The 15106-nt window shown below is 68.9% G+C and carries 17 protein-coding genes; 5 read left to right on the forward strand and 12 right to left on the reverse strand.

Going from position 1 to position 15106, the window contains the following annotated elements:
* Positions 1 to 115 precede the first annotated feature (115 nt).
* The 5 genes from LRD69_RS13060 to LRD69_RS13080 form a co-directional block, all read right to left on the reverse strand.
* Complete coding sequence (locus LRD69_RS13060) at positions 116 to 1465, reverse strand: dicarboxylate/amino acid:cation symporter (protein ID WP_277326739.1); 1350 nt, start codon at positions 1463 to 1465, stop codon at positions 116 to 118.
* Positions 1466 to 1877: 412 nt separating this feature from the next.
* A complete protein-coding gene (locus LRD69_RS13065) occupies positions 1878 to 2174 on the reverse strand; it encodes a DUF4229 domain-containing protein (RefSeq protein WP_277326740.1) in 297 nt (98 codons plus the stop codon).
* A 104-nt stretch (positions 2175 to 2278) separates the two neighbouring features.
* Complete coding sequence (locus LRD69_RS13070; protein ID WP_277326741.1) at positions 2279 to 2803, reverse strand: GNAT family N-acetyltransferase; 525 nt, start codon at positions 2801 to 2803, stop codon at positions 2279 to 2281.
* Positions 2804 to 2945: 142 nt separating this feature from the next.
* Positions 2946 to 4109 carry an aminofutalosine synthase MqnE gene (gene mqnE / locus LRD69_RS13075; RefSeq protein ID WP_277326742.1) on the reverse strand — a complete coding sequence of 388 codons (1164 nt, stop codon included), beginning with the start codon at positions 4107 to 4109 and terminating at the stop codon, positions 2946 to 2948.
* 104 nt (positions 4110 to 4213) lie between these two features.
* Positions 4214 to 4669: an Lrp/AsnC family transcriptional regulator gene (locus LRD69_RS13080; protein WP_277326743.1), complete on the reverse strand. Its 456-nt coding sequence runs from the start codon at positions 4667 to 4669 to the stop codon at positions 4214 to 4216.
* A 132-nt stretch (positions 4670 to 4801) separates the two neighbouring features.
* Here LRD69_RS13080 and LRD69_RS13085 point away from each other — a divergent pair, with 132 nt between their 5' ends.
* Positions 4802 to 4936, forward strand: a complete 135-nt coding sequence (locus LRD69_RS13085) for a hypothetical protein (protein WP_277326744.1) — start codon at positions 4802 to 4804, stop codon at positions 4934 to 4936.
* 23 nt (positions 4937 to 4959) lie between these two features.
* On the opposite strand, the gene LRD69_RS13090 is transcribed toward LRD69_RS13085, so the two are convergent.
* Positions 4960 to 5622 (reverse strand): UbiX family flavin prenyltransferase, encoded by a 663-nt coding sequence (locus LRD69_RS13090; protein ID WP_277326745.1) that lies wholly within the window; start codon positions 5620 to 5622, stop codon positions 4960 to 4962.
* A gap of 135 nt (positions 5623 to 5757) precedes the next feature.
* Between LRD69_RS13090 and LRD69_RS13095 the strand changes: the two genes are divergently transcribed.
* Positions 5758 to 6366 (forward strand): rhomboid family intramembrane serine protease, encoded by a 609-nt coding sequence (locus LRD69_RS13095; protein WP_277326746.1) that lies wholly within the window; start codon positions 5758 to 5760, stop codon positions 6364 to 6366.
* On the opposite strand, the gene mqnP is transcribed toward LRD69_RS13095, so the two are convergent.
* Together mqnP and LRD69_RS13105 are read right to left on the reverse strand one after the other, a co-directional pair.
* Positions 6356 to 7273, reverse strand: coding sequence for a menaquinone biosynthesis prenyltransferase MqnP (gene mqnP / locus LRD69_RS13100; protein ID WP_277326747.1), 918 nt, complete (start codon positions 7271 to 7273; stop codon positions 6356 to 6358). The genes LRD69_RS13095 and mqnP overlap by 11 nt on opposite strands.
* Positions 7270 to 8727, reverse strand: coding sequence for a menaquinone biosynthesis decarboxylase (locus LRD69_RS13105; RefSeq protein ID WP_277326748.1), 1458 nt, complete (start codon positions 8725 to 8727; stop codon positions 7270 to 7272). The genes mqnP and LRD69_RS13105 overlap by 4 nt, the downstream gene beginning before the upstream one ends.
* Before the next feature lie 89 nt (positions 8728 to 8816).
* Between LRD69_RS13105 and LRD69_RS13110 the strand changes: the two genes are divergently transcribed.
* The 3 genes from LRD69_RS13110 to LRD69_RS13120 all read left to right on the forward strand — a co-directional run bounded on the left by LRD69_RS13110 (position 8817) and on the right by LRD69_RS13120 (position 10781).
* Positions 8817 to 9221, forward strand: a complete 405-nt coding sequence (locus tag LRD69_RS13110) for a PLD nuclease N-terminal domain-containing protein (protein ID WP_277326749.1) — start codon at positions 8817 to 8819, stop codon at positions 9219 to 9221.
* A gap of 113 nt (positions 9222 to 9334) precedes the next feature.
* Positions 9335 to 9814 carry a nucleoside deaminase gene (locus LRD69_RS13115; RefSeq protein ID WP_277326750.1) on the forward strand — a complete coding sequence of 160 codons (480 nt, stop codon included), beginning with the start codon at positions 9335 to 9337 and terminating at the stop codon, positions 9812 to 9814.
* Complete coding sequence (locus LRD69_RS13120) at positions 9807 to 10781, forward strand: 2-oxoglutarate and iron-dependent oxygenase domain-containing protein (protein ID WP_277326751.1); 975 nt, start codon at positions 9807 to 9809, stop codon at positions 10779 to 10781. The genes LRD69_RS13115 and LRD69_RS13120 overlap by 8 nt, the downstream gene beginning before the upstream one ends.
* Positions 10782 to 10840: 59 nt before the next feature.
* On the opposite strand, the gene LRD69_RS13125 is transcribed toward LRD69_RS13120, so the two are convergent.
* The 4 genes from LRD69_RS13125 to LRD69_RS13140 all read right to left on the reverse strand — a co-directional run bounded on the left by LRD69_RS13125 (position 10841) and on the right by LRD69_RS13140 (position 15104).
* Positions 10841 to 11398, reverse strand: a complete 558-nt coding sequence (locus tag LRD69_RS13125; protein WP_277326752.1) for an SRPBCC domain-containing protein — start codon at positions 11396 to 11398, stop codon at positions 10841 to 10843.
* A gap of 78 nt (positions 11399 to 11476) precedes the next feature.
* Positions 11477 to 12568 (reverse strand): c-type cytochrome biogenesis protein CcsB, encoded by a 1092-nt coding sequence (gene ccsB / locus LRD69_RS13130; protein ID WP_277326753.1) that lies wholly within the window; start codon positions 12566 to 12568, stop codon positions 11477 to 11479.
* Positions 12565 to 14334 carry a cytochrome c biogenesis protein ResB gene (locus LRD69_RS13135; protein ID WP_277326754.1) on the reverse strand — a complete coding sequence of 590 codons (1770 nt, stop codon included), beginning with the start codon at positions 14332 to 14334 and terminating at the stop codon, positions 12565 to 12567. Before LRD69_RS13135 ends, ccsB begins: the two co-directional genes overlap by 4 nt.
* Before the next feature lie 5 nt (positions 14335 to 14339).
* Positions 14340 to 15104, reverse strand: coding sequence for a cytochrome c biogenesis protein CcdA (locus LRD69_RS13140; protein WP_277326755.1), 765 nt, complete (start codon positions 15102 to 15104; stop codon positions 14340 to 14342).
* Positions 15105 to 15106 lie beyond the last annotated feature (2 nt).

The raw sequence follows: 15106 nt of genomic DNA on the forward strand, positions 1-15106 counted from the left end.
CGCACCGTGGCCGGTTTCACCCCCGGCCCGTCCCTGTCCGCCGCGTGCGTACGCACACACGAGTGAGCGCCCCCGGTCCGTCGCGGACCAGGGGCGCTCACCGAAGAGGTGTCCGCTACGCGGCGACCGGCACCCTCACCGGGTCCGCGTCGCGAACCTCGTCGTCGACCGGGGAGGACGAGGCCGAGTTGTACGCGTCGAGGTCGAGGATCTTCTCGCGGGCCGAGACGATCACCGGGACGAGCGCCTGGCCGGCCACGTTCGTCGCCGTGCGCATCATGTCCAGGATCGGGTCGATGGCCATCAGCAGACCCACGCCCTCCAGCGGCAGACCCAGCGTCGACAGTGTGAGGGTCAGCATGACCGTCGCACCGGTGAGACCGGCGGTGGCCGCCGAGCCGATCACCGAGACGAACGCGATCAGGATGTAGTCACCGACACCCAGCTGGACGTCGAAGATCTGCGCGATGAAGATCGCCGCCAGCGCCGGGTAGATCGCGGCGCAGCCGTCCATCTTCGTCGTCGCCCCGAACGGGACCGAGAACGACGCGTACTCCTTCGGGACGCCGAGACGCTCGGTGACCTTCTGGGTGACCGGCATCGTGCCGACCGAGGAGCGGGAGACGAAGGCCAGCTGGATCGCGGGCCAGGCGCCCTTGAAGAACTGGAGGGGGTTCACCTTGGCGACCGTGGCGAGCAGCAGCGGGTACACACCGAACAGCACCAGGGCGCAGCCGATGTAGACGTCGGCGGTGAACGTCGCGTACTTGCCGATCAGGTCCCAGCCGTAGTCGGCGATCGCGTAGCCGATGAGGCCGACGGTGCCGAGGGGGGCGAGGCGGATGACCCACCACAGGGCCTTCTGGAGGAGCTCCAGGATCGACTCGCTGAGGGTGAGGATCGGCTGGGCCTTCTCACCGAGCTGCAGGGCGGCGATACCGGCGACGGCCGCCATGAAGACGATCTGCAGGACGTTCAGCTCGGTGAACGGAGTGATCACGTTCTCCGGGACGATGCCGGTCAGGAAGTCGAGCCAGGAGCCTGCGTGCTCCGGCAGCTTGCCGTCCTTCGGGGTCAGGCCGGTACCCGAGCCCGGGTTGGTGATCAGACCGATCGCCAGGCCGATGGCGACCGCGATCAGCGAGGTGATCATGAACCAGAGCACGGTGCGGCCGGCCAGCCGGGCGGCGTTGTTGACCTTGCGCAGGTTGGTGATGGACACCAGGATCGCGAAGAAGACGAGGGGTGCGACGGCCAGCTTCAGCAGCTGGACGAAGATGTGGCCGACCTTGTCGAGCGTGGTGTACAGCCACTCGATGTCATAGCTGCGGGTGAGCCAGCCGAGCAGCACACCGAGGACGAGACCGGCGACGATCTGGGCCCAGAACGGGACCTTGGGTATGCGGAAACCGGAGCCGGACGGCTGACCGGTACCGGCGGTGGTGGACGCGGGATTCGCGGACACGGACACACTCCAGAGATGACGCATCGGGGCGCACGGAGACGAACGGGGGACGGGGGTGCGGCGCCCGCGTCAGGGGCGGCGCCGCTGCATGGTGCCGGTTCAGACGTTGCGGCAACAGACCGCGGACATACAGCGGCAGAGATCGACATGCAGGCGCACCACGAGCGGAATGCTCGCTCGGTGGTGTGGGCGCACAGCTGTCTTCATGTCGAACACGTTAACACCTGAACTTTGAGAACCTCAAAGGTCTTCTTTGGGGGATTCCGACGGCAGCCCGCCCCGCGCGGCGCAACGGAACACAAAAACCCCAGTACAGGAGCGCACGCTCCGGCACTGGGGTTTCGAACGGAAACGGGTGCGGTGTGAGGAACCTTACGCGACGCTCACCCGGCCCTCACCCGGCCTGCACCGCCTACGGGGCGACGCCGTCCTCCTGGCCCTGGTTCGCCGCCAGCCTGGCCTTGGCGCGGTCGATCTTCGGGGCGATCTGGGCGGACATCTCGTCACGCTGCTTGCGCAGCAGGGCATAGCTGAGGGGTGCGGAGATGAGCAGGGCGAGCAGCACGACCCACACGACGTTGGACCCGCCGAGTCCGGAGGGCAGCAGGCCGTACGAGACGGCCACGGCGACGACGGCGAGACAGCCGACGAAGATGCTCAGGCGCATCAGCGTGTACCGGATCGTTGCGCTCGGCTTGGCAGCGGACACGGCTGGCCTTCTCTCTACGTACGACAAACCCTGCCCGACCAGTGAAGCATGCCCCGGAATCGATCACTTCGGCGGGCGGCGGCCCGGCCCGCCGGGAGCGGCATTCAGCCCAGCGGGAGCAGCATGATGATGTCGTCGCGATCGTCCCCTTCGGCGACCCGGATCGCGCCGGGCACCCGGCCGACCTCCTTGTAGCCGCACGACGCGTAGAAGCGGTCGGCCCCGGTGCCGCCCCGGCAGGTGAGCCGGACGGCCTCTATGCCCTCGATCCCGCGGGCGGCGTCCGCCACGGCGGACATCAGTTCGCGGCCGTAGCCGTTGCCCTGGTGGCGGGGGTGGACCATCACCGTGTACAGCCAGAGCCAGTGGGTCATCAGCCGGTGGGTGTTGTGGGTGAGGAAGGCGGACGCGGCGACGGCACCCTCCTCGTCGTAGCCGACCAGCAGGCGGGTACGCCCCTCCGCCATCGCGACGAGGTGCTTGACCAGCGCGGGCCGTATGTCCTCGCCGGTCACGGGCGGCACGAAGCCCACGGCGCCGCCCGCGTTGGAGACATCGGCCCACAGCGTGCAGATGCCGTCCCGCAGGGTGCGGTCGATCTTGGGATCGAGCTCAAACGTAAGCGCCATGGCCGCAGGGTAGCCATTACCGCGCGATCGCCTCAAATGCCGTCCAGCACGCGAGAAAGCCCCGGCCGGGGACGGCGGCCGGGGCTTTCGTACAGAGTGGGACTCTCGGCAGAACAGGCTGCGCGGAACGCTCCGGCCGTCGTCAGACGCGCATCGGCTGCGGCGCCTCGCGGCGCTCCGCGTCCGGACCCGGGTACTCACGGATGATCTCGTACCGGGTGTTGCGCTCGACGGGGCGGAAGCCCGCGTCCCGGATCAGCTCCAGCAGATCGTCACGGCCGAGCTTGTTCGGCGTGCCGTAGTTGTCCGCGTCGTGCGTGATCTTGTACTCGACGACCGAACCGTCCATGTCGTCCGCACCGTGCTGCAGCGCGAGCTGGGCGGTCTGCACCCCGTGCATCACCCAGAACACCTTGACGTGGGGGACGTTGTCGAAGAGGAGACGCGAGACCGCGAATGTCTTCAGCGCCTCGGCACCGGTCGCCATCGTCGTCCGCGCCTGCAGCTTGTTGCGGACTTTGCCGTCCTTCATGTCCACGAAGTCGTGCTGGTAGCGCAGCGGGATGAAGACCTGGAAACCGCCGGTCTCGTCCTGCAGCTCACGCAGCCGCAGTACGTGGTCGACTCGATGACGCGGCTCCTCGATGTGCCCGTACAGCATCGTCGCCGGGGTCTTCAGCCCCTTCTCGTGCGCCAGCCGGTGGATGCGCGACCAGTCTTCCCAGTGGGTGTTGTGGTCCACGATGTGCTGGCGGACCTCCCAGTCGAAGATCTCCGCGCCGCCACCGGTCAGCGACTCCAGGCCGGCCTCGATCAGCTCGTCGAGGATCTCGGAGGCGGAGAGCCCGGAAATGGTCTCGAAGTGGTGGATCTCGGTGGCCGTGAACGCCTTGAGGGAGACCTGCGGGAGGGCTTCCTTGAGCGCGCTGAGCGAGCGCGGGTAATAGCGCCACGGCAGCGTGGGGTGGAGCCCGTTGACGATGTGCAGCTCCGTGAGGTTCTCGCCCTCCATCGCCTTCGCGAGGCGGACGGCCTCCTCGATGCGCATCGTGTACGCGTCCTTCTCGCCCGGCTTGCGCTGGAACGAGCAGTACGCGCAGGACGCGGTGCACACGTTCGTCATGTTGAGGTGCCGGTTGACGTTGAAGTGCACGACGTCGCCGTTCTTGCGCGTGCGCACCTCGTGGGCGAGGCCGCCGAGCCAGGCCAGATCGTCCGACGCGTAGAGGGCGATACCGTCCTCGCGGGTCAGCCGCTCCCCTGCGCGGACCTTCTCCTCCAGCTCGCGCTTGAGCCCGACGTCCATGCGGCTGCCTCCCAGAAGTCTCTTACGTGCTGTGCGATGCGTGCGTTTCTCCCGGAAACACCGGGTGGAACCCCCGGTCACCCGGAGGCTCCACCACGTTACGCCTACGACTCCTCGGGAAGTTCCCCGACCCGGTTCTCCCACTTGGTGGAGAGCACGATCGTGGTGCGGGTGCGGGAGACGCCCTTCGTCCCGCTGAGCCGGCGGATGGTCTTCTCCAGCCCGTCGACGTCACCGACGCGCACCTTGAGCATGTACGAGTCGTCGCCCGCGATGAACCAGCAGTCCTCGATCTCGGCGAGGTCCCTGAGCCGGCGCGCGACGTCCTCGTGGTCGGCGGCGTCGGAGAGCGAGATGCCGATCAGGGCCGTGACCCCGAGCCCGAGGGAGGCGGCGTCGACGGTGGCGCGGTACCCGGTGATGACACCGGCGGTTTCCAGCCGGTTGATGCGGTCGGTGACGCTGGGCCCGGAAAGCCCCACGAGCCGCCCGAGCTCGGCGTACGAGGCCCTGCCGTTCTCCCTGAGGGCCTGGATGAGCTGCCTGTCCACCGCGTCCATATGACTGAAACCTTCCATTGTTCAGCAGTACCGCGAGTTTACGTATAGAATCTAAGGCACGCAGGGTCCACACCCTGCAGATCTTTCAGATTTTCAAAGAAGTTCTTTCGAATCCTCAGGAGTGACGAAACCGTGTACACGATCGAGATGGCCTACGCCCGGATGCGCGAGCTGCAGGACCTGGCCAACCGCTCGCGTGCCCACCACCCCGACGCCGCGCGCCGGGCCGACAAGACCCGCACCCCGCGCGTCCCGAAGAAGCGCTGAACCCCGGCCCCACCGGCCCGGCCTCAGCGACGGGAGCCACCGAGCTCCCCCTCCCACCGGCGGTACAGCCGATGCGGCACCCCTGCCGCATCCAGCACCCGCCCCGCGACGAAGTCCACCAGATCCTGGATGTGCGTCGCGCCCGCGTAGAACGCCGGAGAGGCGGGCAGCACCACGGCGCCCGCCTCGTCCAGGGCCACCAGTTGCTTCAGCGTCTGCCCGCTCAGCGGAGTCTCGCGCACCGCGACGACCAGCTTCCGCCGCTCCTTGAGCGTCACGCTCGCCGCCCGCTGCAGCAGATCCTTCGAGAGCCCCAGCGCCACACCGGCCACACAGGCCGTCGAGGCCGGCACGATCAGCATTCCCTTCGCCGGATACGACCCCGACGACGGCCCGGCCGCGAGATCACCGGCCGCCCAGTGCCGTACCCCGTCGATCTCCACATCGAAGGTGTGCGGCTTCCCGTCCGCGCCGCGCGCCAGCCAGCTGCGCAGGTCCTCCTGCCAGTGCGCGTCGCGGAAGGCGATCCCGGTCTCGTCCAGCAGCGTCAGCCGCGACGCGCGGCTCACCACCAGGTCGACGCTCTCCCCCGCGGCCAGCAGACCGCGCAGCACGGCAGCGGCGAATGGGGTGCCCGAAGCACCGGAAACCCCGACAATCCAAGGCCGCCGTTGCTGCTGACTCACTGAAGTCCCGGATTCCACACACCCGAGCCTATCCGGCATGGACCGTGCGGAACCGAGTGAGGGGCGCCAGGCGTTCCGACAGATGAAGGACGGGCCGCATACGGCGGTGGCCCAGCCACGGACAGGGGGGCGGCCATGACCGGTACCCGTACAGGCGCGTCCGCACGGGCGATGACGGCCGGTGCGCTGATGCTGGGCTGGATCGCCCTGCTGTGGGTGCTCGAATCCATCGACATGGCGACCGGCCAGGCGCTCGACACCTACGGCATCAGCCCGCGCGAGCCGGGCGAGCTTGTCGACATCGTGCCCGCCGCGTTCCTGCACAGCGGCTGGGGGCATGTCGCCTCCAACACGCTTCCGCTGCTGATCCTCGGCTTCGTCGCCGCCCTCGGCGGGATACGCCGGTTCGCCGCCGTCGTCCTCACCGTGATCGTGGTCAGCGGCCTCGGCGTCTGGCTGACCGCGCCGCCGTACACGGTCACGCTCGGCGCGTCCGGTGTCGTCTTCGGCCTCTTCGGCTATCTGCTGGTCCGCGGCTTCGTCGACCGCCGGCCGCTCGACATCGTGGTGGGGCTCGTGATCGCCGCGATCTACGGATCGCTGCTGTGGGGCGTCCTGCCGACCGACTCCGGGATCAGCTGGCAGGCGCATCTGTTCGGGCTGATCGGAGGGGTGGGCGCGGCGTTCGCGTTCCGCCGCCCGCGCCGCACCGCCCGTCCGGCACCCCCTGCTCCTACGGTGTGAGGCCGCGCACCAGCAGGTCCAGCAGGGCGCACGCGAAGAGCGCGATCCCGATGAACCCGTTGACGGAGAAGAACGCCCGGTTCAGCCGGGACAGGTCGTGCGGCCGCACCACGCGGTGCTCGTACACGAACGCCACCGCGACGACGACCATGCCGGCCCAGTAGAAGAGCCCCGCATCCGTCACTACCCCGAACCAGACCAGCAGCCCGGTCGTCACCGCGTGGCAGACCCGGGCGCCCCACAGTGCGGCCGGGACACCGAAGCGGGCCGGGACCGACAGCACGCCGTGCGCGCGGTCCGCCTGGACGTCCTGGCAGGCGAAGATCAGGTCGAAACCGCCGATCCACACACCGACCGCGAGACCGAGGATCACCGCGTCCCACGACCAGCTGCCGGTGACCGCCAGCCAGGCACCGATGGGTCCCATGGCCTGCGCGATCCCGAGGATCGCGTGCGGGTAATGGGTGAACCGCTTGCCGTACGGATAGACGACCATCGGCACGACGGCGATCGGCGCCAGCGCCAGACAGAGCGGGTTCAGCAGGGCGGCGGCACCGAGAAAGACGACGACGGCGACGAGCGCCCCCGTCCACGCCGACCGCACGGACACGGCACCGGTGACCAGCTCGCGATGGGCGGTACGCGGGTTACGGGCGTCGATCTCCCGGTCGATGATCCGGTTCGCGGCCATCGCGAACGTCCGCAGCCCGACCATCGCAACGGTGACGAGCAGCAGCCGCCCCCAATGGATGTTCTCGTCGAGCTGGAACATCGCGGTCAGCGCGGCGATGTAGGCGAACGGCAACGCGAAGACCGAGTGCTCGATCATCACCAGCCGCAGGAACGCCCTGACCCTGCTGGTCGGATGCGCGGGCCCGGGGCCCAGCGCCGCTTCGGCCGCACTCACAGCCCGTACTCCTTCCACCGGCGGTCGACCTTCGCCGCCGTCTCCGGGTCGGACTCGACCATGTTCGGCCAGCCGCCGTCCCGCGTGTAGCCCTCCTCGGGCCACTTCTTCGTCGCGTCGATGCCCGCCTTCCCGCCCCAGAACTGCTGGTAGGAGGCATGGTCGAGATGATCGACCGGGCCTTCGGTGACGGTGAGGTCCCGGGCGTAGTCGGTGTTGCCGAGCGCCCGCCACGCCACTTCGTGCAGATCGTGGACATCGCAGTCGGAGTCCACGACGACGATCAGCTTGGTCAGCGACATCATGTGCGCGCCCCAGATGGCACTCATCACCTTCTGGGCGTGCTTCGGGTACTTCTTGTCGATCGAGACGATCGCACAGTTGTGGAAGCCGCCCGCCTCCGGCAGGTGGTAGTCCACGATGTCCGGCACGATGATCTTGAGCAGCGGCAGGAAGAACCGCTCGGTGGCCCGTCCCAGCGGCCCGTCCTCGGTGGGCGGCCGGCCCACCACGATCGACTGGAGCAGCGGACGCTTGCGCATGGTCACGCAGTCGATGGTCAGTGCGGGAAACGGTTCCTGCGGCGTGTAGAAGCCGGTGTGGTCGCCGAACGGCCCCTCGGGCAGCATCTTCCCGGGCTCCAGCCACCCCTCGATGACGACCTCCGCGTGCGCCGGGACCTGCAGCGGCACGGTCTTGCAGTCGACCATCTCGATCCGCTTGCCCTGGATGAACCCGGCGAAGAGGTACTCGTCGATGTCGCCCGGCAGCGGGGCGGTGGAGGCGTACGTCACCGCGGGCGGTGCCCCGAACGCGATCGCGACGGGCAGCCGCTCCCCGCGCTTGGCGGCGACCTGGTAGTGGTTGCGGCTGTCCTTGTGGATCTGCCAGTGCATCCCGATGGTGCGCCGGTCGTGGCGCTGGAGCCGGTACAGACCCAGGTTCCGTACCCCGGTCTCCGGGTGCTTGGTGTGGGTGAGCCCCAGGTTGAAGAAGGAGCCGCCGTCCTCGGGCCAGGTGAAGAGCGCGGGCAGCCGGTCCAGGTCCACGTCGTCGCCGGTGAGGACGACCTCCTGCACCGGGGCGCTCTCGGACTTCACCTTCTTCGGCGGCACGTGCACCATCGACCCGAGCTTCCCGAAGGCCTCGCGCACCCCGACGAAGCCGTGCGGCAGTTCCGGCTTCAGCAGACCGCCGATCTTCTCGCCGATGTCGGCGTACGACTTCAGCCCGAGTGCCTTCAGCAGCCGCCGGTCGGTCCCGAACACGTTCATGGCCAGGGGCATCGACGACCCCTTGACGTTCTCGAAGAGCAGCGCGGGCCCGCCCGCCTTGTTCACCCGGTCGACGATCTCGCCGACTTCCAGATAGGGGTCGACCTCGGCCTTGATGCGCTTGAGCTCGCCCTCGCGCTCCAGTGCCCGGAGGAGGGAACGAAGATCGTCGTAAGCCATGCGGACCAGTATCGGCCACGGGCTACCCTGGCCCCGTCACCGGGGCGGGACAGCGCCCCGCCATCTCTCCGCGGGGGGACCCTTCCATCATGTTCCGGGCCTTGATCTATCTCCTGCCTCTGGCTCTGACGATCTATGCGTTCATCGACTGTCTGAACACGCCGGAGGACGAGGCCAGGCACCTGCCGAAGATCGCCTGGGTCTTCATCATCCTGCTGTTCTGGATCGTCGGCCCGATCGTCTGGCTGGCCGCGGGAAAGATGCGCCACGTGCCCGCCGGAGGCCGTACGCCGTCGGAATGGCACCGCAACCACCGCCACGAGTGGGTGGCACCGGACGACAATCCGGAGTTCCTGAAGGCGCTGAAGGAAGAGAACAAGAAGGACGAGTCGCTCCTCAAGGACTGGGAGGCGGATCTGCGCCGCCGCGAGGAGGAGCTCAAGCGCCGCGAGAGCGGGGCCGGTCCGGAGGAGTCCGCTCCGCCCGCCACGTGACCGCGCAGGATTCACGGGTACAGCCGCTTTCCGTTCGGCCGGACGCCGGACGGGCTCGATTTCCGGGCCTGTCCGGCGCTTGAGGACACCGCACGGCCGGGAAGGGGAACTGCATGAAGGACAGGGACGACGCCGGGGGCACCGGCCGTGACGTCGACCGGGCGTGGCTGGCGACCGCCGTAGCGGAGGCCCGCACCGGACTGGCCGAGGGCGGCATTCCGATCGGCGCCGCGCTGTACGGCGCGGACGGCACGCTCCTCGGCAGCGGGCACAACCGCCGCGTCCAGGACAGCGACCCGTCCATGCACGCGGAGACCGCCGCCTTCCGTGCTGCCGGCCGGCAGCGCTCGTACCGCGGCACGACGATGGTGACCACCTTGTCGCCCTGCTGGTACTGCAGCGGTCTGGTGCGCCAGTTCGGGATCTCCCGGGTGGTCGTCGGTGAGGCGGCGACCTTCCACGGCGGGCACGACTGGCTGTCCCGGCACGGCGTCGAGGTCGTGCTCCTCGACGACGCCGAGTGCACCGCCATGATGCGCGCGTTCATCCAGGACCACCCGGACGTCTGGAACGAGGACATCGGCGATGCGTGAACCCAGGACCCCGAGGATTCCCGCCATCGATCTGCGGCCGTGGCTCTCCGGCGACGGCGGGGCCCGCCGCGCGATCGCGGCCACCGTCGACGAGGCGCTGCGCACGGCCGGCTTCCTGCTGGTCACCGGGCACGGCGTGGATCCCGCGCTGCGGACCGCGATCCGCGACGCCGCGCGGCCGTTCTTCCGGCTGCCCGCCGCCACGAAGGAGCCGTACGCGGTCAGGGTCGGCGGCCGCGGCTGGCTCGGCCCCGGCTCCGAGGCCAACGGCTGTGCGGAGGGCACGCGGACGCCCCCGGACCTCAAGGAGTCGCTCTCCTTCGCCGCCGAGGACCCCACCGGGGATCCGGCGGTCGACGCCGAGTGGTTCCTGCCCAACACCTGGCCCGGCGAGGCGCCCGAGCTGAAAGCCCTGGTGACGGAGTACCTCGCGCAGATGCGGACCCTGTCTGACCGGCTGCTGGAGCTGCTCGGCACGGCGCTCGGCGAGCCCGAGGACTTCTTCACCCGGCACACCACGCACCCGACCTGGGGTTTCAACATCAACTGGTATCCGGGTACGGAGGTGGTCGGAAAGCCGGAGCCGGGCCAGTTCCGGATCGGCCCGCACACCGACTTCGGCACGGTCACGGTGCTCGACCGGCAGGCCGGGAAGGGCGGACTGCAGGTCTTCACGGACGAGGGCGGCTGGGAGGACGCCCCGTACGACCCCGAGGCCTTCACCATCAACATCGGTGACCTCATGGCGCGCTGGACGGGTGACCGCTGGCGCTCCGGCCGGCACCGGGTACTGCCGCCGCCCTCCGACGTGCCGGCCGAGGAACTGATGTCGCTCGTCTACTTCTACGAGTGCGACCCGCGCACCACGGTCGAGTCGGTGCCCGCGCCGACCGGCCGGGTCACGTATGAGCCGGTGGATTCGCACACGTATCTGCGCGCGAAACTGGACGCGATCTCGGTCGGCTGACGGCGCCGCCTCTCAGGAGGCGCCCGCCGCCGCCCCGGAATGCGCTGCCCGCCGACGGATCAGAACTGCCTGCCGGCGTCGCCGTCGCGCCCGGGGGCTTCCGCCGCGTACCCGTCCCGCAGCTCCTGCCACCGCGTGAACGTCCACGCGGACCAGTCGGCGGGGTGCCCGTCCAGTGCCTGGAGCAGGTATTCGAAGTGGTGGTGCCAGCCCGCCAGGCAGTCCAGTCGCAACGCGTCGTCGCCCCGGAACTCATTGGTGAAGCGGAGCACCACATGGTCGCCGCGGGGCGGCTCCAAGTGGAAGCGGATCCGGCCGTGCATCCCCTCGAGGGTGTATTCGGCGACCCGCTCGACGTCCCATGCGGTGACGGTGCCGGAGGCGACCGTGGCGTTCCCCGCCTCGTCGGTGTTGAGCCAGCGCAGCGTGATCCTTCCGCCGATGCGCGGCTCGAACGGTTCGGCGGCGGCGAGCCACCCCCGCAGCCCCTCGGAACTGGCAACGGCTGCCCACACCCGTTCGACGGGGTGGGGCAGCCGGAGCGTGAACCGCAGGATGCGCCTGTCGCCGTCGGTCTCCGCGGCGCCACGTTCGATCACGGGATACGTGTCGCTCATGGTTCCAGCGTGGCCCGGTGGGACGCGTTCCGCACCCGTACGGATGAAGGCACCCGTACGGGGGATGGGCGCGGTGGCTCAGACGCCGGCGTAGGAGTGCTTGCCGGTGACGAAGATGTTCACGCCGTAGTAGTTGAACAGCCAGCAGCCGAAGGCGATCAGCGCCAGGTAGGCGGCCTTGCGCCCCTTCCAGCCCGCGGTGGCGCGAGCGTGCAGGTAGCAGGCGTACGCGACCCAGGTGATGAAGGACCAGACCTCCTTGGGGTCCCAGCCCCAGTAGCGGCCCCAGGCGTCGCCCGCCCAGATCGCGCCCGCGATGATCGTGAACGTCCACAGCGGGAAGACGGCGGCGTTGACGCGGTACGAGAACTTGTCGAGGGTCGCCGCGGCGGGCAGCCGGGAGAGCACGGACTGGGCGAACGATCCCGGCTCGGTGCCGTTCGCGAGCTTGTTCTCGTAGCTGTCACGGAACAGGTAGAGCAGGGTGCCGACCGCGCCGATGTAGAAGACGGCGCCACAGATGATGGCGGTGGAGACGTGGATCCACAGCCAGTACGAGTGCAGGGCGGGCACCAGCTGGTCGCTGGACGTGTAGAGCACGGTGGTCGCGATGCCGAGGTCCAGCAGGACGGTGGTGACCAGCAGCAGGCCCATCCAGCGGACGTTCTTCTTCAGCGCGAGCAGAATCAGGTACGCGGCGACGGCCACCGTGGAGAAGGTGATCGAGAACTCGTACATGTTGCCCCACGGGGCGCGCTGCACCGACAGTGCGCGGGCGACGACCCCGGCGGCCTGGACGAGGAAGGCGAGCACGGTCATCGAGACCGCGATCCGCCCCCACAGATCGCCCTTGAACGTGCCACCGGCGGCGCCGGGCCCGTCCGGGACGTCACGCGAACCGGCCGCGGAGCGCGTGATGATCTTCGGCCGGTCCAGTACGGCGGTGGCGCCGCCCTGCTGGGCGACCTGGACCTGGATCTTCGCCGGGGAGGAGCCGGCGGCCCCGGCCCCGGTCAGCGCGGCGGCGGTACGGCCGACCTTGCTGCGGCTGCCGAACACCCATTCCGCGATGTGCGCGAAGAAGGCGATGGTGTAGACGGCCATCGACGAATAGATCAGCACATTGCTGGTGTGTGCCAGATTCTCGTTGGTTGCGGCGGCGAGATTCACTTCTCAGCCCCTTCGGCAGGTTCTTCGGAATGTGCTTCGGCGGATGCCTCGTCGGGCGCGGTGGGCGCCATGTCATGGAGCGTGACCGCGAGATCGGCCAGTTCCTCGGGAAGCTTCGCGGACTCGCTGCGGCCCAGTCCCGCCATCTCGACGACGGTGACACCGTCCGCTCCCCGCACGGCCCGGACCCAGACCCGGCGCCGCTGGATGAACAGCGAGCCGGCCAGACCGGCGATCGCTCCGATGGCGCCGGTGAGCGCCCAGCCACTGGCGGGCTGCTGCGAGATCTGGAAGGTGGCCCACTGCTCGATGCCCTCGAAGGTGATCGATCCGGCGCCGTCGGGAAGCTTCATCGTCTCGCCGGGCAGCAGCCGCTGCTTCAGCTTGTCACCCTTGCCGTCCTTGAACGCCTTCATCTTCGAGGTGTTCAGCTGGTACACGTTCTGCGGCAGCCCGGAGTCGACGCCGAGGCTGCCGTGGTACCCGTTGAGGGCGAGCACCGGGAAGTCCGCGGCCGGGAACTGCGAGAACATCGTCCCCTTGCCGTTGCCCGCGAACGTCGGGACGAAGAACGCCTGGAAACCCAGCTGGTCCTTCTTGCCGTTCTTGTCGCGGTAGCCGTCCATCACCTTGATCGCGCCGGTCGAGGTGGCGTTGGAGTCGATCGGCAGCAGGGGAACGGCGGTCTTGTAGACCTCCTTGCCCCTGCCGTCCTTGACGGAGACGACCGGGGCGTACCCGTGCCCGATCAGATAGACCTTGGAGCCGTCGACCACCAGCGGCTCGTTGACCTTGATGACGGCCTTCTTCGGCTTGCCGTACGCGCCCTCGGCGTACGTGACGTGGGCCTCGTACTTCCGCGGGGTGCCGATCTGCGGGCCGTTGCGCTCGTACGTGCCGATGAACTTGTCGAGGGTGAAGCTGAACGGGACGAGCGAGTCCGTGTCGTAGAGCGATCCGGACTTGAAGTCGTCGTACTGGGTCAGCGTGTTGGAGAAGCCGTCGCCCTGGACGATCAGCTTGCCGCCCTCGGACTTGAAGAGCTGCCCGGTGGCGAAGGCCACGAGCATGACGATCAGCGCGACATGGAACATCAGGTTCCCGGCCTCGCGCAGATACCCCTTCTCGGCGGCGACCGCGTCATCGACGGCGTGCGCCCGGAAGCGCCGCTTGCGCATCATCGCGAGCGCCGCCTCGCGGACCTCCTCGGGCGCGGCGTCGGTGCGCCACGTCGTGTACGCGGGCAGCCGGGTCAGCCGCTTGGGGGCGCCCGGCGGGCGGCTGCCCAGCTGGCCGATGAACTGGCCGGTGCGCGGGACGATGCAGCCGATGAGGGAGATGAACAGCAGGATGTAGATCGCGGAGAACCACACCGAGCTGTAGACGTCGAAGAACTGGAGCTTCTCGTAGAGCGGCGTGACCGTGGTGTGGGCTTCCTTGAAGGTCTGCACCTTCAGTTCGTCCACGCTGTTCTGCGGGATCAGCGAGCCGGGGATGGCGCCGAGCGACAGCAGGAAGAGCAGGATCAGCGCGACCCGCATCGACGTGAGCTGGCGCCAGAACCAGCGGGCCCAGCCGATGACGCCCATGGCGGGCAGCGTGGCCAGGGCTTCCTCGCGCGGGGCGGTGGACAGCTGCGAGCCGGCCGCGCCGAGCTCGGCCGCGTTCTCCCGCTCCTGCCGGCCCTCGCGCTCGCCCGGGCTCTCGCCCTCGCGCTCACTCTCGTTCGCGTGCTCTTCGGCCGCGTCTGTCCTGGTGTTGCTCATGGAACTCAGATCCCCACCGTGAAGCCGTTGGACCAGCCCTGCAGTTCCTGCATCATGCTGGCCCACACACCGGTCAGCAGGAGCAGTCCGGTCACGATCATCATTGCGCCACCGATCCGCATGACCCATGCGTAGTGGCGCTTGACCCATCCGAAGGCACCGAGCGCCTTGCGGAAGGCGACTGCGGCGAGCACGAACGGCAGGCCGAGTCCGAGACAGTACGCGAGGGTCAGGACGGCCCCGCGTCCGGCGGTCCCCTGGTCGATGGCGAGCACCTGCACCGAGGTGAGCGTCGGGCCGAGGCACGGCGTCCAGCCGACCCCGAAGAGCACTCCGAGCAGCGGTGCTCCGACCAGACCCGTCACCGGCCGCTTGTGAATGCGGAATTCGCGCTGTGTCATCCAGGGCATCAGCCCCATGAAGAAGAGACCCATCAGGACCATCAGCACGCCGAGGATCTTGGAGATCGCCTCGCTGTGGTCCTGCAGCCGCTCCCCGAAGAAGCCGAAGAGGGCACCGCCGGAGACGAACACGGCGGAGAAGCCGAGCACGAAGAGCGAGGCGCCGACGACCATCCGCCCGCGTCTGGCCTGGGCCAGATCGGTCCCGCTGACCCCGGTGACGTACGAGAGGTAGCCGGGCACCAGCGGCAGCACGCACGGCGAGAAGAACGAGACGAGTCCGCCGAGCACGGCGATGGGCAGGGCCACCAGCAGGGCCCCGCTGAACACGGTCTCGTTCATGCCCGTGGTCGCGGCGAGCGTGAGCACAG

The organism is Streptomyces sp. JH14, assembly GCF_029428675.1.
Taxonomy (GTDB): domain Bacteria; phylum Actinomycetota; class Actinomycetes; order Streptomycetales; family Streptomycetaceae; genus Streptomyces.